The organism is Pigmentiphaga sp. CHJ604 (assembly GCF_036972535.1).
Classification (GTDB): Bacteria; Pseudomonadota; Gammaproteobacteria; order Burkholderiales; family Burkholderiaceae_B; genus Pigmentiphaga; species Pigmentiphaga daeguensis.
Genome location: NZ_CP136998.1, coordinates 5521554 through 5543461, shown reverse-complemented (window position 1 = coordinate 5543461; position 21908 = coordinate 5521554). Strand labels below are relative to the sequence as shown.

Genomic DNA, 21908 nt, shown 5'->3' with positions numbered 1-21908 from the left:
GCCAACATGGCGGAAAGTCTGCTGTCGATCGGTCTGGAGGTCGCCACCCTCCATGTGCTGGGCATCATCGCAGCGTGCCACGCGATCATGAATACCCGCACCTCGCAGGGCGCGGTGGCCTGGGCCGTGGCGCTGGTCTCCGTTCCCTACCTGACGCTGATTCCTTATCTGTTCCTGGGCCGCAGCCGCTTTGCCGGCTACGTGGACGAACACCGGTTCAACAGCGCGCGGGCGCGCGCGCGTACCGAGGCCGACGTCAACCAGTCGCAGCTTACCGTGGCCGCGCGCCGCGACGCCGCGACGGAGCCGGCGCTGCGGCGCTTCCTGGCGCTGGACCGGCTGATGGGCCGCCGCTTCCTGGCCGGCAACCAGGTCGGCCTGCTGGAGAACGGCCGGGAAACCTTCGATGCGATTTTCGAGGCCATCGACCAGGCACGGCGCTACGTCCTCGTGCAGTTCTTCATCGTGCGCGACGACTCGCTGGGGCGCGAACTGCACCGGCGCCTGCTGGCGCGCGCCGCGGCCGGGGTCAAGGTCCATTTCCTGTACGACGGCATCGGCAGCCACGCGCTGGCGCGCCGCTACGTCGAGTCCCTGCGGGCGGGTGGCGTGCAGATCCATGCGTTCTCGGTGCGCCGGGTCAGCAACCGCTTCCAGCTGAATTTCCGCAACCATCGCAAGATCGTCGTGGTTGACGGGCAGGTGGCCTTCGTCGGCGGCCACAACGTGGGCGAGGACTATCTGGGCGGCAATCCGCGCCTGTCGCCGTGGCGGGACACCCACATCCGCCTGGCCGGTCCCATCGTGGCGCAGATCCAGCGCACGTTCAGCGAAGACTGGTATTGGGTCACGCAGACCCTGCCCGAGCTGGCCATGCCGGAGGAAGCCCCGGGCGACATGACCTGCCTGGCCATCGCCAGCGGTCCAGCCGACCACCAGGAGACCGGTTCGCTGTTCATGACGCAGGCCATCCAGGCGGCGCGGCGGCGCATCTGGCTGACCTCGCCGTATTTCGTGCCAGATTCGGCCGTGCAGTCGGCGCTCCGGCTGGCGGTGCTGCGCGGGGTGGACGTGCGGGTGCTGTTGCCCTGCCGGCCCGACCATTTCACGGTCTACCAGGCTTCGCTGTTCCACACCTACGAAGCGGTGCGCGCGGGCGTGCGGATCTATCGATACCAGCCGGGGTTCCTGCACCAGAAGGTGATGCTGATCGACGACGACACGGTCGCGGTGGGCAGCGCCAACCTGGACAACCGCTCGTTCCGGCTCAATTTCGAGCTGAGCGTGCTGACCGTCAGTCCCGAATTCGCGGCCCAGGCGCAGGCCATGCTGCTGGCCGACTTCGCGTTGGCCAAGGAAGTGGGGCCGGGCGAGTGGGAGACCGTGCCCCTGCTGCCGCGCGTGGTCATGCACGTGGCGCGGCTGTTCGCGCCCGTGCTGTGACGGCCGCCGCCCGGATCAGCGCTTGTCGAATATCTCGGCGCAGCGCGAGAAGCTGAACCCGGCGCCGGAGGATTCACGCGTGGTCTGGATGGCGGTGATGCTGCCGGCGGCATTGGCATTGATCTGCAGCTCGCAGAACAGCTCTTCGGTGCGGGCCGGCGACACCATCACGCGGTCGGTCTTCTTGGAGTCCTTGTCGCGCGGCACGTCGCGGTACTGCGCGGCGTGCTGGATGCTTTTCTCGCCGCCGCGCCAGTTGTAGACGGAACTGCCGTCGCCCAGCTTGTACGAACGCTGCGGCGGGCCGTACTGCGAAAAGAAGGCGTCGGTGGACTGGCCGATCCAGCGTGCCCGTATGGCCGAATTGGTTTCCTCGGTGGTGGCGCAGCCGGACACCAGGAGCAGGGCGGCCGCCAGGCCGGGCAACAGGACCTTCATGGGATTCTCCAGGACGGGTGGGTGGGGTTGGGTTCTCGTCAGGGGCGGATCAGGATGTCGGGGCCGATCTCGGCGATGGTGCGCGTGCCGGTCAAGGCCATGCTGACGTCCAGTTCGCGCTGGATGATGCCGAGCGCGGCATCGACGCCGGGCCGGCCCATGGCGCCCAGCCCGTACAGGAAGGCGCGGCCTATCATCGCGCCGCGCGCGCCCAGGGCCAATGCCTTGAGCACGTCCTGTCCGCTGCGCACGCCGCCGTCGAACAGGACCTCGGTCCTGTCGCCCACCGCCTCGACGATGGCGGGCAGGGCGGCGATGGAGGACTGCGCGCCGTCGAGCTGGCGGCCTCCATGGTTGCTGACCACGATGGCGTCCGCGCCGCACGAAGCGGCGATGCGGGCATCCTCGGGGTCGAGGATGCCCTTCATGATCAGCTTGCCGCCCCACTGCTGCTTGATCCACTCCACGTCCTTCCAGGACAGCGTGGGATCGAACTGGCGGGCGGTCCAGCGGGCCAGGCTGTTGATGCCGTCGGCGTCCTTGACGTGGCCGGCCAGGTTGCCGAATGTCCGGCGCCGGGCGCCCAGCATGCGCAATGCCCAGGCGGGCTTGCTCGCCAGGTCCAGCAGGTTGGCCAGCGTGGGGCGCAGCGGCACGGTCATGCCGTTCTTCAGGTCCTTGTGGCGCTGGCCCAGGATCTGCAGGTCCAGGGTCAGCACCAGGGCCGAGCACCGGGCCGCCTTGGCGCGCTGGATCAGGTCGGCGATGAACTCGCGGTCGCGCATCACGTACAGCTGGAACCAGAAGGGCTTGGTGGTGGCCGCGGCCACGTCCTCGATCGAGCAGATGCTCATCGTGGACAGCGTGAAGGGGATGCCGAACTGCTCGGCGGCCTGGGCGCCCAGGATCTCGCCGTCGGCCCATTGCATGCCCGCCAGGCCGGTCGGCGCGATCGCCACCGGCATGCTGACCTCCTGGCCGAGCAGGGTGCTGCGGGTGGAGCGGTTGTCGACGTTGACCGCCACGCGCTGGCGCAGCTTGATGGCCGCCAGGTCGTCGGCGTTGGCGCGATAGGTGCACTCGGTGTACGAGCCGCTGTCGGCATAGTCGTAGAAGGCGCGCGGGACGCGCTTCCTGGCGAGCTGACGCAGGTCTTCGATGCAGGTGATGACGGGCATGGGGAAATCCGGGTATTCGAGAAGCGCGGCACGCGGCCGCATGGGCGCTATTTTGCTACAGATGAGCGGGAACGACCTCCCAGCAGGCGGTTCCACGTCTGGTCGAAGGTGGCGCAGAAGGCCTCGGCCAGCTTGGACAGGGGGCGATGCCGATGGCGCAGCAGGCGCAGTTCGAGCCGGGCTCGGCATTGGTAGGGGCGCACCACCAGGCCGGGAAAGGCGGCTCCCGCTACCGCGGTGGCATCGACGATGGCGACGCCGCCGCCCGCCAGGCTGAACCAGCAGGCGGTCTGCCCTGAGCGCACCTCGATGCCGGTCTGGATCTGCGCGGCGTAGCGCCCGTACAGATCTTGCGGCGTGACGCCATACAGTAGCGCTTGCGGAAAGGAGATGACGCGATGATCCCGCAGGTCCGAGGCATGTACCGTTTCCTTGCGCGCCAGTGCGTGGCCCGCAGGCATGACGCAGACCAGCCCGCAGGGGTAGCGACCGAGGATCTGGAGGCTGGGATGATCCTGCGGGCTGAGCGACAGACCCAGGTCCGCGGCGCCGTCCACCAGCGCCTGCACTAGCAGGTGGGGAATGAGCAGGTCGACGTGCAGCCTCGCGTGTGGAGTGCTTTCCGATACCTGCGTGGCGGCTTGGGGCACCACTGTCGCGCCCAGGCTGGGCGAGATGGCAAGGCGCAGCGATCCCGCCGTGGGGTTGCGCAGTTCCTCGGTCATCACGCGGATGCGCTCGACGCCTGCCCACATGCGGTCGACCTGCTCGTATAGCTGAGTGGCCTCCGGTGTGGCGATGAGTCGTCCCTTCGCGCGTTCGAACAGGCGCAATCCCGAGCGGCGTTCCGCCGTGGCCAACAACTTGCTGACTGCGGGTGGAGAAACGTGCAGGAGTTCGGCCGCGCCCTTGACCGACCCGGTTTGCATGATGGCCCGGAACACTTCTATCTGGCGCAGATTCACGTGGATTCCCCGATTAACCTTTGGTTAATACTAACCGCCATCAATTCAATTTACTCAGCCCTGGCGGCGATGGGACACTGCGGCTCCATTGGATGCTTCGGTGAAACGACATGACTGACACGCTTGCGGCGGCTTGCCGAGCTCCCGCGGAAGGGCCCGCGGTCTGGAAGGCGGCGGATTTCGAGCACGATCGATCCTGGCTGCATCGCTTGAGCGACGAGCAGGCCGGCTGCCTGGCGCGAGCGGCTCGGGAATTCGACGGCCAGGACCTGGCGCGCGCGACGCCCGAGTGGGCGGCCCGTCATCTGGTTCCGCTTGCCATGCTGATGCGCGAGGTGAAGCGGGAGCTCGGCACCCGCGGATTCGTGCTGCTGCGCGGCGTGCCGGTGCGTGAACTGGGAGACAAGGCCGGGTTGGCATTCTGGATGCTGGGCGCGTTGCTGGGTACCGGATTGACCCAGAACGCCGACGGCGACCTGTTGTGCCCCGTCACCGACAAGGGCGTGCGGTTCGACTATTCGGCCGAGGCCCATCGCAGCAACGCCCGGGGATACCAGAGCCGCGCCGACCTGAACTATCACTGCGACCCCACCGACGTCGTCGCGCTGCTGTGCGTCAACAAGGCCATGTCGGGAGGTGCCAGCACCATCGTTAGCACACCGGCGGTCTACAACGCGCTGCTTGCCGATCATCCGGAGCACATGGAGGTGCTGGAGCGAGGGTTTCCCTACGATCGCAAGGGCGAGCAATGGCCGCAAGAGGCGCCTGCCTCGCCGCGTATCCCCGTCTTCGTCCGGCACGGCGCGCGGGTCAGCTGCCGCTATGCCAGGTCCTATATAGAAGGCGCGGCGGCCAAGCTCGGTACCCCGCTCGAGGACGCGGAGCGGGCCGCGCTCGATTGCTTCGACTCGGTAGTCAGGCGTCCGGACATGGCGCTACACATGGCGTTCGAACCGGGCGACGTCCAACTGCTGAACAACTTCACCGTGGTGCATGGCAGGACTGCCTACGAGGACGATCCCGATCCCGCGCAGCGGCGCTTTCTTTACCGCCTCTGGCTGCATCTGGGCGACAGTCCGCCATGGCAAGGGGAAAGCCAGATCATGCGATGGGCGTTTGCCCGCTTTGGCAACCTTGGCCGTACCGCGCAGGAATGGTCATCGCTGCGGTCCGAGACCTGAGCGCCTACGGCATGCCATCGACAGGAAGGAGACAACATGAAAATTGCAATCGCCCTCGTGGCCGCGCTCTGCGCGATGAGCAGCAGCTTCGCGGAGGCGCAGGCGTGGCCGCAGAAGAATGTCCGCGTCATCGTGCCCTACGGTCCGGGTTCGGTGCCGGATACGCTGGCCAGATTGATCTTCGAGAACGTGCAGAAGGTCTCGGGCCACGTGGTCGTGGTCGAGAACCGGGCCGGAGCGGCAGGCATGATAGGCGCGGGTGCAGTGGCCCGCGCCGAGCCCGATGGATACACGCTCGTGCTGGCACCGGCCGGGCCCCTGGCCACCAACGCGCTGTTGTACAAGAAGATGCCCTATGACCCGCTGCGCGACCTGGCGCCGGTGGCGATGGTGGCCGAGACGCCTACCGTGCTGGTGGCCAGTGCGGCGATGCATGCCGGACGCGCCGCGGATCTGCTGGCAGCGATGCGCGACCCTTCGCGCAGGATGGCGTATGCGTCGCCAGGCAACGGCACGCTGGGTCACTTGGCGATGGCCTACCTGGTTGCGCTGAGCGGTGGCGATGTTCCGCATGCACCCTATGCCGGCTCGCCGCAGATCGTCTCCGCCCTGATCGCCAACGACGTGCAGATGGCCGTGCTGCCGCCGCTCGCCGTGGCGCCTTTCATCAAGTCTGGCAAGATCGACGCCGTCGCGGTCGTGGGGCCCCGTCGAACCCCCATGCTGCCGCAGGTCGCCACGCTGAAGGAGCAGGGCGTCGACTTCGACCCCATAGGCTGGTTCGGCCTCGCGGCGCCCGCCACTACGCCGCCCGCCGTATTGCAGGCCATCCATGCGGCCGTAGCTGTCGCACTGCGCGATCCCAAGGTTGTCGACTACTACCGTGCGCAGGGCATGGAACCGGCCCATCTCGGGCCGGCTGCGTTCCGCGACTACATCGCGCGGGAACTGGACCGCTGGCGGCCAATCATCGCACGCAATGCGATCTCTCTCGATTGAGCGGGCGGGGGCGGATCCTGCGCTGCCGTCCGGGCACGAAAGCTGCTGCCTGGCACGGCAACTCGACAGGAGCCGACCATGAAAACCCCTCCCGACCCCAATGCCGGCGCGCCGCGCCCGAAACATGTTTCCTCCGACGACGCCCCGCGTCCGGACGTGGATCATCCGCCCGGTCCCGAAGGGGCGACGACCGAGTTCGACCAGGGGACCGCGCAAGCCGGTAGAGAGGCCAGGACCGGGACGCTGCCCGGATCCGACGATTTCACGCCGGCGCAGCGCGGCCAGCAGGGGGCCGACGTGGAGGTGCGCAGCGACGGCGCGGCGGGCAACGAGCGGCGCAGCGGGAAAGACGAGGAAGACTGACGAGGCTTCAGGCCAGGTCGGGATCGCGACCCCGACGCGACGGCGGCTTGCCCAGTGCGGACGGGACCTCCCCCGGCATCTTCCGGCCGACGTCGGCGGGTTCCGAGCCGGTCTGCGGCTCGACCGGCTCGCGCGGCCGTTCCTCGGAGCCGACGCCCAGCCAGTTGGGATCGGCCGGCCGTTCGCGTATGACAGTGGGGGGCTTGGCGGTCGTGTCGGACGGACGATCTTTCATGGGAGGTCTCCTGAAAGCGCGTTCCGCAGCAAGTGGCGTGCCACGCGCCGCCGCCGGAACAGCTAGCGGCGGAACAGTCGCAGCAAATCGGGCGACGCGGTCTGGCCGGGCACGGGTGCCACGTTCCGGTCCAGTTGCACCTGCTGCGGCACGTACGGCGCTTCCAGCCGTTCCAGTTCCTCGGCGCTGAGTACGATGTCCAGCGCGGCCACGGCATCGTCCAGGTGGGCGGCGCGCGTGGCGCCGACGATGGGAGCGGTGACCGCCGGATTGTGCAGCAGCCAGGCCAACGCGATCTGTGCCGGCTTGACGTCGCGCTCGGCGGCGACCTGGATGACGCGGTCCACGATGCTCTCGTCCTCCGGGCGGACGAAGTCGCGGACGACGCGCGAACGTTCGGTGTCCTGCCTGCGGCTGCCCGCCAGCAGGCCGCGCGCCAGGGGGCTGTAGGGCAGCACCGCCACGTTCTGGTGCAGGCACAGCGGCAGGGTCTCGCGCTCTTCTTCCCGGTACAGCAGGTTGTACTTGTTCTGCATGGTCGAGAACCGCGTCAGCCCGTCGCGTCCGGCCAATTGCTGCAAGGTCGCGAACTGCCACGCGTGCATGCTGCTGGCGCCGATGTACAGCGCCTTGCCGGCGCGCACCACGTCGTCCAGCGCCAGCATCACCTCCTCCAGCGGCGTGTGGGGATCGAGCCGGTGGATCTGGTAGAGGTCGATGTAGTCGGTGCCCAGGCGCTGCAGGCTGTCGTCGATGGCGTGGCGGATGCGCTTGCGCGACAGACCGTGGTTGACGCCGTCGCCCCTGGCCAGGCCGGCCTTGGTGGCGATGACGACCTTGTCGCGGCCCGTGCCGTAGCGTTTGATGGCGCGGCCCAGGATTTCCTCGCTCAGGCCGCTGGAATAGGACTCGGCGGTGTCGAACAGGTTGAAGCCATGTTCGAACGCCGCGCGGTAGTGGGGCTGGGCGTCGTCCTCGGACAAGGCCCAGGGCATCCAGTCCCGGGAGCCGTAGCTGGAGGCGCCGAATGCCAGCCGCGAGACGCGCAGGCCGGTGGTGCCCAGATCGATGTAGCGCATGAATGGTTCCGAAGACGAAGCGTGCCGAAGCGGGCAATCTAGCAATCGGCGCGGCGCGCGGGAAATGCGATTTGTGGCATTGCATATGCGGACAAATTCCTTCGGCACCGGCCGGCAGCGGCATAGAGTGGTCCTCCGATGTCCCTCCGCCGTGCCGTCATGTCCAGCATTCCATCGCATCTCCATGCCGTACCCGCGCTTCCTCTCGCGGACCGCGAGTCCCGGCCGCGCAGACGCGTGCCCGCCGCGCTGCTGATCGTCGCCGGACAGGTGCTGCTGCTGGCGGCCATCCTGCTGTCCATCCAGTTCCTGGTGGACAGCGGCGCGGTCAAGCCCATCTATCTGGCATCGCCCACGCAGGTCCTGGAGGCCTTTCCCCGCCTGGTGATGCAGGACGGCCTGCTGCGCCATCTGCTGGTGACCTTGTCCGAGGCGCTGCTGGGCGTGGCCATCGCGTTCGTGGCCGGCGTCTCGACCGGCGTGGTGATGGGCCTGCTGCCGGCGGTGCACCGGTTCCTCAATCCGTTCCTGGTCGCGCTGATGGCCGTCCCCAAGGTCGCGATCATTCCGCTGCTGACGTTGTACCTGGGCATAGGCTATGCGCACAAGGTCTTCATCGTCTTCCTGTTCGGCTATTTCATCTTCGTGTTCAACACGATCGCGGGCATCCGGCAGGTGCAGGAGAACCACCTGAAAGTCGCCCGGGTGCTGGGCGCGACGCAGGCGCAGCGCATCTTCAAGGTGGTGCTGCCGTCGGCCATCCCTTCGATCATGGCGGCGGTACGGGTGGAGGCGGTGATGTGCGTGGTGGCCGCGCTGCTGGCCGAGATCGTGGCCTCGAAGGCGGGCATCGGCAACCTGCTGAACCGGGCCACCGGTGTCTACGACACCGCCGCCGTGTTCGCGCTGGTCGCCACCATCACAGTGTTCGCGCTGCTCATCATCTTCGCGGTCGAGCAACTGGAGAGGCGCGTGCTGCTCCGGTGGAAGCATGCCTGACCGTTCGTCATTTCCCCGCTTCGCTTTCCTGTGGATTCCATCATGAACAAGAACCGACGCGACACGCTGTCGCGCCTTGCCGCCCTGGCGGCCCTTTCCGCCTCCGTTCCCGGATTGTCGTCCGCGCAGGGCGCCGCGACGAAGAAGCTCAAGCTCGTGGCCACCAACAGCTACACCCAGCAGCCCATCGCCTTTGGCGTGGAGAAAGGATTCTTCCGCGAAGAGGGCCTGGAGGTGGAGTTCGTGGACGTACAGGATGCGGTGACCGGCGTCGCGACCGGCGAGCTGTCGTTCGCGTTCGGGCCGACCAGCGTCTACCTGCGCGCCGCGGCGCTGGGCGCGCCGATCAAGATCGTATCGTCGGGCTTTCGCAGCAAGGGACCGTACTTCCTGATCGCCCGGCCCGGCATCCAGAGCATCGCCGGCCTGAAGGGCAAGACCGTGGGCAATGCCCATGCGGGTTCGAACCTGGATACGGTGCTGCGCACGATCCTGGTCCGCAACGGCCTCGATCCCCGGCGCGACGTGACGCTGTTCGGCAATGGCTCGACCCAGCAGGCCTACGGCACGCTGATCTCCGGCCAGGTGGACGCGACCATCATCCACCAGCCCTTTGCCGCGCTGGGCGAGCTGGAGAAGACCAGCCGCACGCTGGCCCGGGGCTGGGACTACCTGCCCACTTATCACACCGGCGTGCTGATCGCGGGCGACCGGCTGATCGCGAACGATCCCGACCTGCTGCGCCGCGGGCTGCGGGCCTATTTCAAGTCCTACACCTACGCCAAGGCGAACTACCCGGAGTACCTGCCGTGGCTGCAGGCGCGGCTCAAGCTCAATCCCCGCGCGGTCGAACTGGCGCTCAGGCAGGAGGACGACGTCTGGGACAACAATCCCGACGTCGATCCGGTCGCCATCCAGGATACGCAGCGCATCGAGATCGAGCAGCAGAACCAGAAGGCGCCGTATGACGCGAAGAAGTACATCGACCTGCGCTTCGTGCCGCGGGAATACGTCAAGCCGTTCCAGTACCCCGATAGATCGGCGGCGCTGAAAGGCTGATCGCAAGGAGTCGCCCGGTGTCCATTTTCTCGATCCGCAAGCTGAGCCAGGTCTATGGGGGCGCGAAGCCCGTGCATGCGCTGGCCGATATCGACCTCGATATCGATGAAGGGGAGTTCGTGGTGCTGCTGGGCCCCAGCGGTTGCGGCAAGAGCACGCTGCTGGAGATCCTGGCCGGCCTGCAGCGCCCCACCGCCGGGCAGGCCCTGTTCGACGGCCGGCCCATCGCCGGGCCGTTCCCCTCGGTGGGGGTGGTGTTCCAGGACGCCTCGCTGCTGCCCTGGCGCACGGTGGCGCGCAACGTCCAGCTGGGCCTGGAGATCCGGGGACGCGACAAGGCGCTGCGGCGCCAGACCGCCAAGGCCTATCTGGAGCTGGTGGGGCTGGCGGGATTCGGCGACAAGTACCCGCACCAGTTGTCGGGCGGCATGCGCCAGCGGGCCGGCATCGCCCGCGCGCTGGCCAACGAGCCCAGCGTGCTGCTGATGGACGAGCCCTTCGGCGCGGTGGACCACATCACGCGCATCCGGCTGCAGGAAGACCTGGTGCGCATCTGGCAGGCGCACCGGCGCACGGTGGTGTTCGTCACGCACGACGTGGGCGAGGCGGTGTTCCTGGCCGACCGCATCGTGCTGCTGTCGCCCCGGCCGGGCCATATCCACGACACCTTCCGCGTGGCCGTTCCGCGGCCGCGCCGGCGCGGCGACCTGCCGCTGCTCAAGCTCGAGGCGTCGATCTACGACGCCCTGCATGCGATCGACACAGGCGCCTCGCCGGCCCGGGCTCCGCTGCGCGCGCTGGCCTCGGCGCGCTGACTCTTCACCTGGGGTTCCACATGTCTTCCACATCCGTATCCCTTCCGCGTGCCGGCGGCCCGCTGCTGGCGTATCTGCATCGCGGCGCCGAGCCCTCGATCGAGACGGCGTTCGCCGGCTCGCTGCTGACCAGCCTGGCGCTGGAAGTCGAGCGCGCCGGGTTCGACCTGCTGGTGCTCGATGACGAACCGCGCGTCGAAGGCGCCGCGCCGCGCATGCGCCTCGACCCGTTCACGGCGGCTTCCTTCATCGCGACGCGCACCCGCCACCTGGGCCTGGCCGTGACGGCCGACGCCGCCTACTACGAACCGTTCAACCTGGCCCGCCTGACCGCTTCGCTGGACCACATCACCCATGGGCGGGCGGCGCTCAACCTGGTGCACGATCCCGCGCGCGCGGCGGCGGTCAACTTCGGCGTGCGCGATCGCGCCGCGCCGGCGGATCCCGGGCGGCATGCCAGGGAGTTCCTGCACGTGGTGCGCGCGCTGTGGGACAGCTGGGAGGACGACGCTTTCCTGCGCGACAAGGCCAGCGGCCGTTTCGTGGACGGCGCCAAGATCCACGCCATTGCGCACCGGGGCGAGCATTTCCAGGTCCAGGGACCGCTGAACGTCGCGCGGCCGCCGCAGGGCCAGTTGCCCCTGGTGCATGTCGAACGCTCGGCCGCCTCGCGCCCCTGGGCGGCGGCCGAGGCCGACATCGTGGTGGTGGCGGCCGGGGACGAAGCCGGCGTGCGCGAGGCGGCCGAGGCCTTGCGCGCACTGGCCGTGCGCGAAGGCCGCGCCGCGAATCCGCCGCGGGTGCTCGCGCCCATCGTGCCCTGGGTGGCCGACACGCCGGACGAAGCGCAGCGGCTGCGCGCCCGCGCGCCTTCGCGTGCCGATGCGGTCACGCTGATCGGCACGCCGGGCGAGATCGCCGCCACCTTGCAGGCATGGGTGGCGCGGCGGGTGGCCGACGGATTCGCGGTGGCGCCGGCGCCCGAGCCTGGCCAATGGCCGCGTTTCGCCGAACTGGTGGTGCCGGGGCTGGTTCGGCGCGGCGCGACCGCCCCGCCCGCCGAAGGCGCCGCGCTCACGCTGCGCGGACGCCTGGGCCTGGCCCGTCCCGCCAATCGCCACGTTTCCCCGCAACCCGTCAACGGATGACCGCCATGAGCCAACCCCCTCGCCGTTTGCACCTGGGCCTGATGTTCTGGGCCACCGGCACCCACGCCGCCGGCTGGCGGCTGCCCGGCTCCAAGGAGGATGCGGCGTTCGACATCGAGTTCCTGCAGCACGTGACGCAAGTGGCGGAGCGGGCCCGGTTCGACTTCCTGTTCCTGGGCGACCGCCTGGCCACGGATCCCCGGCTGCAACGCACCAACCCCGCGCAGATGTCGCGGCTGGAGCCGTTCACGACGGCCGCCAGCCTGGCCGCCGCCACGTCGCGCATCGGCATCGTGGTCACCGCCAACCCCACCTACTACGACCCCTATTCCGTGGCGCGCCTGATGGGATCGCTCGATCACGTCAGCGCGGGCCGTGCATCCTGGAACATCGTGACCGGTGCCGATGACATCGCCGCCGCCAACTTCAGCCGTACCGAGCATTGGGAAACGGGCAAGCGCTACGACTGGGCCGACGAGTTCGTCGACGTGGTGAAGGCATTGTGGGACGGCGCGCCGTCCGCCGAGGCGCCCGCGGGCGTGCCGCTGGGTCACGCGGGGCGGCACTTCCGCATCGCCGGTCCGCTGGACGTTCCGCGCCTGCCGCAGCGCCATGCGGTCATCCTGCACGCGGGCACCTCGGACCGCTCGCGCGAGCTGGGCGCGCGCGAGGCCGACGTCATCTTCGCCGGCCAACCCGACATTCCGTCGGCCCAGGCCTACTATGCCGACATCAAGCAGCGCGCGGCGCGCTACGGGCGAGGCGAGCACGAGATCGCCATCCTGCCCGGGCTCACCCCCATCGTCGCGCCCACCACCGAGGAAGCCGTCGCTCTTTACGACCAGTTGAACGCCTTCCTGCCGCTGGATCCGGAAGAGACGGTGGGCGAGGTCCGCAAGGGCGGGCTCGGGCGCGGCCGCCGGCGCAACCTGAGCGCGCTGTCCGAGACCCTGGGCGTGGACGTGCGCGGCAACGACCCCGGCGCCGTGGTGGAATCCGCGCTGTACGGGCAGGCGTCCGAGGCGGGGCGCAGGCTGATCGACGAGACCGCCCGCCGCACCCGCCGGTCGCTGACGGGTGCGGCGCGTATTTCCTATCGCGACCTGATCGATACGGCGGGGGCCATGGGCGCCATCGTGGTGGGCAACCCCGAGGAGGTCGCCGATTTCATCCAGGCCTGGTTCGACCAGCGGGCGGCGGACGGCTTCAACATCTTTCCCGCCTACGTGCCAGGGGCCGTCGAGGCATTCGCGGAACTGGTCGTGCCGGTGCTGCAGCGGCGCGGCCTGTTCCGCCTGGACTACGAAGGCCCGACCTTCAGGGATCACCTGGGGCTGGGCCTGCCCGGCTCCCGCCGGGACCGGGATCAACTGGTGCGCCTGTAGGTATAGGTGTAGTCGAACCGGGTCGTGGTGGGCGGGATCGTGATGCCGTTTGCGGTGCCCGAGACCGACACCGAGCCCTTGCTCTTGAGCACGATGGTGCTGCCGACGCCGCAGCCTCCGCAGCCCTCGTAGCTGGTCGACAGGTCGCTGTAGCTGTAGCTCAGGCTGACCCCGGGGCCGGACACGCCGCCCGAGACGCCGCCGTACTGCTGCACCACCTGTTGGGCACCGTCGGCCGAGGCCGGCACGGCGCCGAATTCGATGTTGCCGATGGTCTGCTCGAAAGGCACGCCGTTGGCCGAGCCCCGCACGGTCAGTTCCCACTTCGAGCCGGCCGGGATGGTGCTGCTCGTGCCGCCGCCGCTGAACGAGATGCCGGCCACGCTGATCGAGAAATCATAGGTGATGACGCTTGCTCCGACCTTGATCGTTTCCGAGCAGGACGTGGTGGAGCAACTGAGCGAAATCGATACGCCGTCCAGGACCGCATCGAAGCCCTTGCCGTCGGCGGCGAAGCCGCGGCTGAAGAAGTCGAAGGTCTTGGGATCCACACCCTTGGCGGTGTAGAGCGCAGCGAAGTTGGCGTTCACACGCTTGGCGGCGGCCGTGATCGCATCGCCTGCGAGGCGAGTGGTCTTCCAGCCCTCGAACAGCGCGGCCAACGGTTTCCTGCCGCCGGCATCATGCAGCGCCAGCGTGGTCAGCGGCGTGATGTTGGCCGTGCCCGCGGCCGCCGCGAACGAGTACAGCACTGATCCCGATCCGGTCGAGACCTTGAGCAGGTAGGGTGGCGCCGATTCGATGGTGACGCTGTAGCGGCCGTCGGCGCCGCTCTTGCCGGTGGCGGTGGCGCCTGCCGCGTTCATGACGGTGACGGTGGCGTTGGCCAGGGCGGCGCCGGTGGCCGCCGTGCCCGACAGCGTGTCCGTCTTCGGTGCCGGCGGACTCGCGCCGCCCGAAGAGCCGCCGTCGCCGCCGCAGGCGCCCAGGGCAAGCGCGAGACAGGCGCACGCGGCAAGGCGCGCGGTGCGTGGCGGGAAGAACGGTAGCTTCATCATGGAATACCCTCGTGGCGTGGATGAGACCCGCCGCGGTCGCGGCCGGTCGGGTGATGTCCGGCGATTCTTCCCATGTGGAGCAGGGCGGACAATCCCGCGAACACGGGGTTGCCGGCAGGCGACTAATGGCTTGTACTGGCGGGGGTCTTTCTTCATCATCAGCGTGCCACCCCCGTTCGCGTCCCGATTGCCGCTGGAATCCCGACATGCCCATCCATTCGTTCCTGGCCGTGCCTGCCCGCATCCTGCTGGCGGTGCTGGCGCTGTGCGCGGCCGCCGCCGCGGCGGCCACCTGGGGAGCGTTGCAGACGCCCTGGCTGGGCATCGCATTCACTGTCGACGAAGCCGGCAGCGTGCGCGCGCGCGGGCTGCCCGGCGGCCCCGCCCATGGCCTGGAGGACGGCGCGTCGCGCCTGGCGCTTTCGCGGCCGGGAGAGCGCGTCGGCCTGGACGTGGAGCCCGACGACCTGATCGAAGAGCCCGACTTCTTCGACGAATACGCGCGCATGAACCGATTCTTCGACAGGCAGGGAACGTTCCGCGGGCTGCTGGACGGGCCGGTCCAGGCCGAGTGGACACGGGCCGATGGCTCGCGCGCGGCCGAGGTATGGACGCCCGGGGCCCGGCCGCTGGGATCGCTGCCGGCGACGTTCTGGTTCCAGCTCGTCGTCAGCTTCGCCGGATGTCTGATCGCATGCTGGGTCTGGGCCCTGCGGCCGACGGACCTGGGCGCGAGCATGTTCGCGCTGACCGGTCTGGCCTTCCCCGCCTTCGCGGTGCCGGCGGCGGCCTACAGCAGCCGCGAACTGGCGCTGGGCGGGGAACTGTTCCACGCGCTGTCCGCCGCCAATCACGCCGGCGCTTTCATGTTCGGGTGCGCGCTGCTGGCGGTGTTCCTGTGTTATCCGAGGCGGCTGGTGCCGGTGGTGGCGCTGTGGGCGCTGCCCGTGGTGTACGGGGCCTGGTGGCTGGCCGACACGATGCAGTGGCTGCCCAGCCAGAACTGGACCCGCATGGGCATCATGTCCGAGATGCTGGGCGCGATCGCGCTGGCCGGCGTGCAGTGGAGAATGAGCCGGGGCCGTCCGCTGGACCGGGCCGCACTGCGCTGGCTGGCCCTGTCCATGCTGGTGGGCAGCGGCCTGTTCGTCTTTTCCACGACCGGCTCCAAGGTGCTGGGCTTCTTTCCGCCCATCTCCCAGGGCTACGCCTTCGGCTACTTCCTGATCATCTACGTCGGGCTCGCGTTCGGCCTGCGCCGCTACCGGCTGTTCGACCTGGACCGCTGGGCCTACCGGATCCTGCTGTGGCTGGCCGGGGCGCTGGCGGTGGTGCTGATGGACGCGGCCCTGATCGTCTGGCTGCGCTGGAACCCGGCGTTCTCGATGGGCGTGTCGCTGCTGCTGTGCGGCTGGCTGTACTTCCCGTTCCGCCAGTGGCTGTGGCGCCGGCTGACCGGTGCCCGGGGCGCGCGGGTAGACTCCACGTTCCCCGAGCTGATCCGCATCGCCTTCTCGCCCTCGCGCGGGGAACAGGAGCGCCGGTGGGACGCGCTGCTCGGGCAGTTGTTCGATCCGCTGGACATTCGCCGCCTTGCGCATGCCGAGGCCGAGGACCCTCGTTCGGCCACCTTGCTGGAGTCGGGGCAGGCGCTGTGGGTGCCGTCCTGCGGCGGCCTGGAGGCGCGGGTGCTGCGACTGGCCGATCGCGGCCGCCGGTTGTTCGCGCCGCACGACGTCGAGCTGGCGGCATCGCTGTCCAGCCTGGTGCAGAAGGCGGGCGAGGGGCGCGATTCCTACGAGCGGGGCGTGCGTGAAGAACGCCATCGCATCGCGCAGGACATGCACGACGACATCGGCGCGCGGCTGCTGATGCTGATCCACCAGGCGTCGCGCGCGGGCGACGGCGTGGCGGCCGATGTCGCGCGCGCGGCGATGAGCGACCTGCGCACCACGCTGTCGGCCCTGGAGGGCCACAGCCTGCCGCTGGCCGATGCCCTGGCCGACTGGCGCGCCGAGATGGCCACCCGCTGCGACGCGGCGGGCGTGGATTTCGTCTGGAACGAGTTCGTGCCGGCCATGCCGCTGCCCGACATGCAGTCGGCCCTGCCGGCCCGGATGAAGGCCACCCTGGAACGCGCCCTGCGCGAGGGCCTGTCCAACGCGCTCAAGCATGGCGGTCCCACCCGTATCGAGGTGGAGGTGCGAGCGGGCAACGGCCGGCTGGACATCGTCATGGTGGATGACGGCATGCGCGGCGCCGGCCGCAGCGTGCCCGTTGCGGGGCCGGCCAGCATCGGCCTGGGCCTGGCCGGCATGCGGCGGCGCCTGGCCGAGTACCAGGGGGTGGTCGGGCTCGAACGCGGCGAGGACGGCTGTATCCTGAGGATCTGCCTGCCGCTGGGGCCCGGGAATCCAGCCGTGGCGTCCGTGGAGCCGGCGGCGCCGGCGGAGGTGCGGGCATGAACGACATCCTGATCGTCGAAGACCTGCCGGAAGCGGCGGCCATGCTGAGCGAGGCCGTGGCGCTGGCCTTTCCGGAAGCGCGCGTGCGCTGCGGCCAGGACCTGGCGCAGGCGGGCGCGGCCATCGCCGAGCGGGTGCCGGACCTGGCCCTGGTGGACCTGGGACTGCCCGACGGCGATGGCACGGAACTCATCGCCACCCTGACGCTGCGGCATCCGCGCTGCACCGTGGTGGTATCCAGCATCACGGGCGAGGACAGCAAGCTGTTCGCCGCCTTGCAGGCCGGCGCGCAGGGCTATGTGCTGAAGGAACATCCGCCGGCCCAGCTCGCGGCCATGCTGACCGGCATCGCCCAGGGCCAGCCGCCGCTGTCGCCCGCCATCGCGCGCCGGCTGCTGGATCATTTCCGCTTGAGGCCGTCCACGGTCATCAGCCCGCTGTCGGCCCGGGAGAACGAAGTGCTGGTGCTGCTGGCGCGTGGCCTGCGGCTGGGCGAGATCGCCACCGCGCTGGGCATCTCGCGCCATACCGTGGGCGACCACGTCAAGCACATCTACGAGAAGCTCAACATTGCCTCGCGCGCCGAGGCGGCGCTGCGCGCCAAGTCCTTCGGCCTGGTCTGAAGCCGGCGGGTCAGCGCCGCAGCCGGTCCAGCGCCTCGTCCATGGCGGGCGGCCGGGGCGCATCCTTGTAGACGTCCAGCCGCCGGAAGATGTCCGCGGCCGCGAGATGAAAGCCCGAGGGCAGCCCGGCGGCATGGAAAGTGGACGCGATTTCCTCCATCTCGCCCACCCAGCGCCAGGCCTTCTCGGCCTTCTGCGCGACCTCTTCCGACCGTGCCGGGGTCTGCGGGCTGGACCGCTGCCATTCGGCCAGCAGGGCCGGCTCGACGCCTTCGTGGCGGGCCAGCGCGCGTATGCCGGCCAGCAGCGCGGTGGCGCCCTTGCTCCAGGCGGCATAGCAGATCTTCAGCGCCGAGGCGCTGCCGGCGGGGGAGTCCAGCGCGATGGCTTCGAGCGCGCTGCCTTCGAACAGCGCAGCGATGTCCGAAGCGCCGTCGCCGGCCAGGTAGAGACGGGTGCTGCCGGCCGCGCGCGGCGGCTGGCCGATGATGCCGCCGTCCACGAAGCGCGCGCCGCCGGCGCGCACGGCTTCCTCGATCTGCCGGAGGGTGGCCGGCGAGACCGCGTTGGCGTCGACGAAGACGCCGCCGTACCGGTGCCGCGCGACCTCGCGCGCCAGGTCGAGCGCGTTGTCCGGCGGGCAGACCGAGATGGCGATGTCGGCGGCGCGCAGGGCGTCGGCCAGGGAGCCTGCGTCTTCCAGACCGGCCTGGCGCGCCCGCGCGGCCGTGGCGGCGCTGCGCCCGGCGGAACACCAGAGCACGCGGTGGCCGGTGGAGACCAGGCAGGTGCCGATGGCCGCGCCCATGGCGCCGGGATGCAGGAGGGCGAGGGTGGGGCTGGGCATGATGGTGTCTCCCGGAGGCGGATGATGGCGGGGGTCCATGTTAACGCCGCCGCGCGGGCCGGGTCCGCGCTGGCTACAATGGCGCTGCTTCATATTCGCGCAGAAGGTTCGCCATGAACGATTCCCAGCACAAGCTTTCCATGACGATCCTGATGACGCCGGACATGGCGAACTTCTCGGGCAACGTCCATGGCGGCACCATCCTCAAGTATCTCGACCAGGTCGCCTATGCCTGCGCCAGCCGCTACGCCGGGCGCTACGTGGTCACGCTGTCGGTCGATCAGGTCGTGTTCCGCCAGCCCATCCACGTGGGCGAACTGGTCACCTTCTACGCGGCGGTCAACTACACCGGGCGCACGTCCATGGAGATCGGCATCAAGGTGGTGACGGAAGATATCCGCAGCAAGACCGTGCGCCACGCCAACAGCTGCTATTTCACGATGGTCGCGGTGGGCGACGACGGCGTGCCGGTACCGGTGCCCCCGCTGGAACCGCAGGACGAGGAAGAGCGCCAGCGCTGCGAGGCGGCGCTGCTGCGGCGCGAACTGCGGCAGGAAATGGAAAGGCGGCATCAACTGATCAAGGAACGCACCACGCAGGCGGGCGGCGCGTGAACTAGCTCATGCGTGGCGGCTATTTGGACGGGAGGCCGGAATCTCCTACTATTTTCGATTCCGTTTCCTTCCGTTCGAGGCAGCCATGACCTATCGACCGCTGGGCACTACCGGCCTGCAGGTATTCCCCATCACCTTCGGCGGCAACGTATTCGGCTGGACCCTGGACGAGGCCGCGTCGTTCGGCATCCTGGATGCGCTGGCCGACCGGGGCATGAATTTCATCGACACCGCCGACGCCTATTCGCGCTGGGTGCCCGGCAACCAGGGCGGCGAATCGGAAACCATCATCGGCAACTGGTTCAAGCGCAGCGGCAAGCGCGACCGCGTGATCCTGGCCACCAAGGTGGGCAAGCCGGCGCTGGGCAATCCGGGCGGACTGTCGGCCGCGTACATAGAGAAGGCGGTGGAAGGTTCGCTGCGGCGCCTGCAGACCGACTACATCGATCTCTACCAGGCCCATGACGACGATGCCGCGACGCCCCTGGAAGAAAGCCTGGCGGCCTTCGACCGGTTGGTGAAGGCCGGCAAGGTGCGCGCCATCGGCGCGTCCAACTACACCGCCGCCCGCTTCCAGGAGGCGCTGGACGTGAGCCGGGCCAACGGCCTGGCCGCCTACGCCACGCTGCAGCCCGAGTACAACCTGATCGAGCGCCAGGCGTTCGAGACCGAGCTGGCGCCGGTGGCGCTGCGCAACCAGGTGGCCGTGATCAATTACTACGCGCTGGCCAGCGGCTTCCTGAGCGGCAAGTACCGCACCGCCGCCGATCTCGAAGGCAAGGCGCGCGGCAGCCGCGTGGGTTCGTACCTGAACGAGCGCGGCCTGCGCATCCTCGATGCGCTGGACGAGGTGGCCCGGCGGCATGGCTCGACCCCGGCTTCCGTGGCGCTGGCCTGGCTGCTGCACCAGCCCGCGGTGACGGCGCCCATCGCCAGCGCCACGTCGATCGCCCAGCTCGATGCGCTGCAGGCCGCCGCCACGCTGGCACTGGACGGGGAGTCCTTGGAACTGCTTTCGAAGGCTAGCGCCTACTAGCGGCAGAAGAACCGGCCGGCGGGGTTATGCCGGCCAGCATGTTACGCATTGTTTGCAGTGCGATGAAGCGCTCTTCCGTAGACTCGCCCCAGGCTTGTCTCTGCGAGCACTTCCATGACCGAACTTACCGGCGAGCTGTCCGAGCGCCGCGCGGCGAGCCCGCTGTGCGACCTGGGGCGCCTGATCCAGTCAGCCGTGGAGGACTACGACCTCTCGCCGGACGGCAACGTCCGGTACGTGGAGGCCGATGTACCCGACCATCCGCTGCTGGTGGCCGGCTCCGCCGACCATGTCTGCGCGCTGATCGACTCCGCCATCGCCTGCATCGCCAGCCGTCCCGGCATCAACCGGCGCATCGTGGTCGGCGCGCGGCTGGACCTGGATCGCGTGCAGCTGCGGGTTGGCCACGGCAACGGCGCCGGCGGGCACGCCTCCGTGCCGGTCTCGCTGGACGAACTCCAGCCCTGGGGACCGGCGCAGGCCCGCGCCTTGTTCGCGCAGGAGCGGACGCGCATGCTGCGGCTGCTGGACGCGCTGGACGCGACGCTGGTGATAGGCGTGGACGTCACCCTGGATGCGGCCGTCCTGTCCATCGTCTTTCCCGCCATCGGGAGCCGCCCGCGGCGGCGCCCCTATACCGTGGCCGTCAAGACAGGCCAGGCGAACCGGTAGCGGCGGCGGGGCGCATGCGCGCCTGCGCCGCCCTGGCCGAGGCCATCCGGCCCTTGCGCTTCTTCGCCCAGATCACGACGCCGGTCACGCTCAGGATGGCCACCGACAACCCCAGCAGCGACACGAAGATGCGCCCCGGAATGCCCAGGATACGGCCGGAATGCAAGGGGAACTGGGCCTGCATGAACACGTCGCCCGCGCTGCCCGTGCCGGGAATGTGCTTGCCCAGCAGCGCGCCGCTCTTCTCGTCGAAGTAGAGCCAGCGGTTGCCCAGCCCGCCATCGCCGTGGTCGTTGCCCGGCTCGTAGAAACCCACGCCGTAGATGCCCTGCAGCGCGCCATAGAACACGGCGCCGGCCGGCTCGGCGATACCCAGGCGGCCGGCCTCGGCCTTGCCCAGTTCGACGATCTGCGTCCGGGTCAGCGTCGGCATGATGGGCTGGTCGAGCGGGCGCAGCGGACGCGTCTCGAATGGCGTGGGTGTCAGCGGCGAGATCTGGTTGACCACCGGACGCACGACCTCGTTGCCGAGGTTGAGCGAGATCGAGGTCACCGCCAGCAGGAGCAGCAGCGCCCACAGCCAGACGCCGCCGGAGCGGTGCACGTCGAAGTTGAGCGCATAGCCGCCTTTGCCGACGCGGAACGCAAACGACTTGCGCCAGGCGCGCCACGAGGGGAAGGACAGGTACAGCGCGACGAAGCAGTCCAGGAACCAGGCGATGCTGACCAGTCCCATGAACCACATGCCCAGTTCCACGCCCTTCACGTCGGGCAGGTGCATGGTGTAGTGCAGCTTGTACAGGAAAGGCAGCAGGTTCTCGCGGCTGAGCGAGATCGCGCCCCATTCGCGCCGGCCCTGGACGTCGCCGGTGACGGGATCGAGCGCGACCTGGTTGAAGTCCAGCGGGAACGCCTTGCCCGTGGCCGGATCGATGCGGCCGGTGACCGAGACCAGCAGGGCGTGGCCGGGTTCGACCTCCAGCGGACTGAAGGTGACCATCAGCCGCGGATCCTCGGCCTCGAGCCTGGCGATCAGGGTCTCCACCGGCAACGGTTCTCCCTGCGTGGCCGGTTCGAACAACTGCGGATTCAGCCAGGCGTCGAGTTCGTGGTCCCACGAAATGAAGGCGCCCGTCAGGCCGGCGATGAACAGGAAGGCCGCGACGCCCAGGCCCAACCAGCGGTGCAGCAGGACTCCGAATTTGCGCAACATGAGGCTAAGGTCGCGCCTGTGGAGAGGCCGCGATTCCCGGAATGTTGAAATTCCGGGAATGATAACGCGAATTAGTATTATTTGATGTATCGG

General features: G+C 69.1%; 22 protein-coding genes. 14 read left to right on the top strand and 8 right to left on the bottom strand.

What is annotated here, in order from left to right; genetic code table 11:
- The first annotated feature begins 6 nt into the window (after positions 1–6).
- Complete coding sequence (gene cls, locus R4823_RS26640; RefSeq protein WP_132979508.1) at positions 7–1443, top strand: cardiolipin synthase; 1437 nt, start codon at positions 7–9, stop codon at positions 1441–1443.
- 15 nt (positions 1444–1458) lie between these two features.
- On the opposite strand, the gene R4823_RS26635 is transcribed toward cls, so the two are convergent.
- Genes R4823_RS26635 through R4823_RS26625 form a run of 3 tightly spaced genes read right to left on the bottom strand, consistent with a single transcriptional unit; the run spans position 1459 to position 4024 of the window.
- The gene (locus R4823_RS26635) at positions 1459–1881 is read right to left on the bottom strand and encodes a hypothetical protein (RefSeq protein ID WP_338616751.1); all 423 of its coding nucleotides are present in this window, start codon (positions 1879–1881) and stop codon (positions 1459–1461) included.
- 38 nt (positions 1882–1919) lie between these two features.
- A complete protein-coding gene (locus tag R4823_RS26630) occupies positions 1920–3059 on the bottom strand; it encodes an alpha-hydroxy acid oxidase (RefSeq protein ID WP_087838153.1) in 1140 nt (379 codons plus the stop codon).
- Positions 3060–3106: 47 nt separating this feature from the next.
- Positions 3107–4024 carry a LysR substrate-binding domain-containing protein gene (locus R4823_RS26625; RefSeq protein ID WP_279817910.1) on the bottom strand — a complete coding sequence of 306 codons (918 nt, stop codon included), beginning with the start codon at positions 4022–4024 and terminating at the stop codon, positions 3107–3109.
- Positions 4025–4134: 110 nt separating this feature from the next.
- Here R4823_RS26625 and R4823_RS26620 point away from each other — a divergent pair, with 110 nt between their 5' ends.
- The 3 genes from R4823_RS26620 (at position 4135) to R4823_RS26610 (ending at position 6567) form a co-directional block, all read left to right on the top strand.
- Positions 4135–5205, top strand: a complete 1071-nt coding sequence (locus R4823_RS26620) for a TauD/TfdA family dioxygenase (RefSeq protein ID WP_279817912.1) — start codon at positions 4135–4137, stop codon at positions 5203–5205.
- Positions 5206–5241: 36 nt separating this feature from the next.
- Positions 5242–6204: a tripartite tricarboxylate transporter substrate-binding protein gene (locus R4823_RS26615; RefSeq protein ID WP_279817913.1), complete on the top strand. Its 963-nt coding sequence runs from the start codon at positions 5242–5244 to the stop codon at positions 6202–6204.
- Positions 6205–6282: 78 nt separating this feature from the next.
- Complete coding sequence (locus tag R4823_RS26610) at positions 6283–6567, top strand: hypothetical protein (protein ID WP_279817914.1); 285 nt, start codon at positions 6283–6285, stop codon at positions 6565–6567.
- A gap of 7 nt (positions 6568–6574) precedes the next feature.
- Here the strand turns inward: R4823_RS26610 and R4823_RS26605 are convergent, their stop codons facing one another.
- The gene (locus R4823_RS26605) at positions 6575–6802 is read right to left on the bottom strand and encodes a hypothetical protein (RefSeq protein ID WP_338616746.1); all 228 of its coding nucleotides are present in this window, start codon (positions 6800–6802) and stop codon (positions 6575–6577) included.
- Between the two features lie 62 nt (positions 6803–6864).
- The gene (locus R4823_RS26600) at positions 6865–7881 is read right to left on the bottom strand and encodes an aldo/keto reductase (protein ID WP_338616745.1); all 1017 of its coding nucleotides are present in this window, start codon (positions 7879–7881) and stop codon (positions 6865–6867) included.
- A 159-nt stretch (positions 7882–8040) separates the two neighbouring features.
- Here R4823_RS26600 and R4823_RS26595 point away from each other — a divergent pair, with 159 nt between their 5' ends.
- From R4823_RS26595 to R4823_RS26575, 5 genes are read left to right on the top strand one after another with little or no spacing between them, the layout of a single operon-like run.
- Positions 8041–8880 carry an ABC transporter permease gene (locus tag R4823_RS26595; RefSeq protein WP_338616744.1) on the top strand — a complete coding sequence of 280 codons (840 nt, stop codon included), beginning with the start codon at positions 8041–8043 and terminating at the stop codon, positions 8878–8880.
- A gap of 42 nt (positions 8881–8922) precedes the next feature.
- Positions 8923–9939, top strand: coding sequence for an ABC transporter substrate-binding protein (locus tag R4823_RS26590; protein WP_338616742.1), 1017 nt, complete (start codon positions 8923–8925; stop codon positions 9937–9939).
- Between the two features lie 17 nt (positions 9940–9956).
- Positions 9957–10754, top strand: a complete 798-nt coding sequence (locus R4823_RS26585; RefSeq protein ID WP_338616741.1) for an ABC transporter ATP-binding protein — start codon at positions 9957–9959, stop codon at positions 10752–10754.
- A gap of 20 nt (positions 10755–10774) precedes the next feature.
- Complete coding sequence (locus R4823_RS26580; protein ID WP_338616740.1) at positions 10775–11902, top strand: LLM class flavin-dependent oxidoreductase; 1128 nt, start codon at positions 10775–10777, stop codon at positions 11900–11902.
- Between the two features lie 5 nt (positions 11903–11907).
- Positions 11908–13287, top strand: coding sequence for an NtaA/DmoA family FMN-dependent monooxygenase (locus R4823_RS26575; RefSeq protein ID WP_338616738.1), 1380 nt, complete (start codon positions 11908–11910; stop codon positions 13285–13287).
- On the opposite strand, the gene R4823_RS26570 is transcribed toward R4823_RS26575, so the two are convergent.
- A complete protein-coding gene (locus R4823_RS26570; protein ID WP_338616737.1) occupies positions 13269–14345 on the bottom strand; it encodes a hypothetical protein in 1077 nt (358 codons plus the stop codon). The two genes, R4823_RS26575 and R4823_RS26570, sit on opposite strands and share 19 nt — an antisense overlap.
- 206 nt (positions 14346–14551) lie before the next feature.
- Between R4823_RS26570 and R4823_RS26565 the strand changes: the two genes are divergently transcribed.
- Together R4823_RS26565 and R4823_RS26560 are read left to right on the top strand one after the other, a co-directional pair.
- Entirely contained in the window at positions 14552–16810 is a 2259-nt protein-coding gene (locus R4823_RS26565) for an ATP-binding protein (protein WP_338616736.1), read from the top strand.
- Positions 16807–17433 carry a response regulator transcription factor gene (locus R4823_RS26560; protein ID WP_087838075.1) on the top strand — a complete coding sequence of 209 codons (627 nt, stop codon included), beginning with the start codon at positions 16807–16809 and terminating at the stop codon, positions 17431–17433. The genes R4823_RS26565 and R4823_RS26560 overlap by 4 nt, the downstream gene beginning before the upstream one ends.
- 10 nt (positions 17434–17443) lie before the next feature.
- On the opposite strand, the gene R4823_RS26555 is transcribed toward R4823_RS26560, so the two are convergent.
- A complete protein-coding gene (locus R4823_RS26555) occupies positions 17444–18280 on the bottom strand; it encodes a DUF1932 domain-containing protein (RefSeq protein WP_338616735.1) in 837 nt (278 codons plus the stop codon).
- A 113-nt stretch (positions 18281–18393) separates the two neighbouring features.
- On the opposite strand from R4823_RS26555, the gene R4823_RS26550 reads away from it, so the two are divergent.
- From R4823_RS26550 to R4823_RS26540, 3 genes are all read left to right on the top strand, one after another.
- Positions 18394–18894, top strand: coding sequence for an acyl-CoA thioesterase (locus R4823_RS26550; protein ID WP_087838073.1), 501 nt, complete (start codon positions 18394–18396; stop codon positions 18892–18894).
- An 85-nt stretch (positions 18895–18979) separates the two neighbouring features.
- Positions 18980–19930 (top strand): aldo/keto reductase, encoded by a 951-nt coding sequence (locus tag R4823_RS26545; RefSeq protein WP_338616732.1) that lies wholly within the window; start codon positions 18980–18982, stop codon positions 19928–19930.
- Positions 19931–20044: 114 nt separating this feature from the next.
- Complete coding sequence (locus R4823_RS26540) at positions 20045–20602, top strand: hypothetical protein (RefSeq protein ID WP_338616730.1); 558 nt, start codon at positions 20045–20047, stop codon at positions 20600–20602.
- Here R4823_RS26540 and R4823_RS26535 read toward each other — a convergent pair.
- Positions 20577–21812: a PepSY-associated TM helix domain-containing protein gene (locus tag R4823_RS26535; RefSeq protein ID WP_338619232.1), complete on the bottom strand. Its 1236-nt coding sequence runs from the start codon at positions 21810–21812 to the stop codon at positions 20577–20579. The genes R4823_RS26540 and R4823_RS26535 overlap by 26 nt on opposite strands.
- Positions 21813–21908: the final 96 nt, after the last annotated feature.

What these genes read in the sequence shown, in the direction of transcription:
- cls (WP_132979508.1), top strand. Translation starts at nt 7, where the DNA reads ATGGCGGAAAGTCTGCTGTCGATCGGTCTGGAGGTCGCCACCCTCCAT.
- R4823_RS26635 (WP_338616751.1), bottom strand. Translation starts at nt 1,881, where the DNA reads ATGAAGGTCCTGTTGCCCGGCCTGGCGGCCGCCCTGCTCCTGGTGTCC.
- R4823_RS26630 (WP_087838153.1), bottom strand. Translation starts at nt 3,059, where the DNA reads ATGCCCGTCATCACCTGCATCGAAGACCTGCGTCAGCTCGCCAGGAAG.
- R4823_RS26620 (WP_279817912.1), top strand. Translation starts at nt 4,135, where the DNA reads ATGACTGACACGCTTGCGGCGGCTTGCCGAGCTCCCGCGGAAGGGCCC.
- R4823_RS26615 (WP_279817913.1), top strand. Translation starts at nt 5,242, where the DNA reads ATGAAAATTGCAATCGCCCTCGTGGCCGCGCTCTGCGCGATGAGCAGC.
- R4823_RS26610 (WP_279817914.1), top strand. Translation starts at nt 6,283, where the DNA reads ATGAAAACCCCTCCCGACCCCAATGCCGGCGCGCCGCGCCCGAAACAT.
- R4823_RS26605 (WP_338616746.1), bottom strand. Translation starts at nt 6,802, where the DNA reads ATGAAAGATCGTCCGTCCGACACGACCGCCAAGCCCCCCACTGTCATA.
- R4823_RS26600 (WP_338616745.1), bottom strand. Translation starts at nt 7,881, where the DNA reads ATGCGCTACATCGATCTGGGCACCACCGGCCTGCGCGTCTCGCGGCTG.
- R4823_RS26595 (WP_338616744.1), top strand. Translation starts at nt 8,041, where the DNA reads ATGTCCAGCATTCCATCGCATCTCCATGCCGTACCCGCGCTTCCTCTC.
- R4823_RS26590 (WP_338616742.1), top strand. Translation starts at nt 8,923, where the DNA reads ATGAACAAGAACCGACGCGACACGCTGTCGCGCCTTGCCGCCCTGGCG.
- R4823_RS26580 (WP_338616740.1), top strand. Translation starts at nt 10,775, where the DNA reads ATGTCTTCCACATCCGTATCCCTTCCGCGTGCCGGCGGCCCGCTGCTG.
- R4823_RS26575 (WP_338616738.1), top strand. Translation starts at nt 11,908, where the DNA reads ATGAGCCAACCCCCTCGCCGTTTGCACCTGGGCCTGATGTTCTGGGCC.
- R4823_RS26570 (WP_338616737.1), bottom strand. Translation starts at nt 14,345, where the DNA reads ATGATGAAGCTACCGTTCTTCCCGCCACGCACCGCGCGCCTTGCCGCG.
- R4823_RS26565 (WP_338616736.1), top strand. Translation starts at nt 14,552, where the DNA reads ATGCCCATCCATTCGTTCCTGGCCGTGCCTGCCCGCATCCTGCTGGCG.
- R4823_RS26560 (WP_087838075.1), top strand. Translation starts at nt 16,807, where the DNA reads ATGAACGACATCCTGATCGTCGAAGACCTGCCGGAAGCGGCGGCCATG.
- R4823_RS26555 (WP_338616735.1), bottom strand. Translation starts at nt 18,280, where the DNA reads ATGCCCAGCCCCACCCTCGCCCTCCTGCATCCCGGCGCCATGGGCGCG.
- R4823_RS26550 (WP_087838073.1), top strand. Translation starts at nt 18,394, where the DNA reads ATGAACGATTCCCAGCACAAGCTTTCCATGACGATCCTGATGACGCCG.
- R4823_RS26545 (WP_338616732.1), top strand. Translation starts at nt 18,980, where the DNA reads ATGACCTATCGACCGCTGGGCACTACCGGCCTGCAGGTATTCCCCATC.
- R4823_RS26540 (WP_338616730.1), top strand. Translation starts at nt 20,045, where the DNA reads ATGACCGAACTTACCGGCGAGCTGTCCGAGCGCCGCGCGGCGAGCCCG.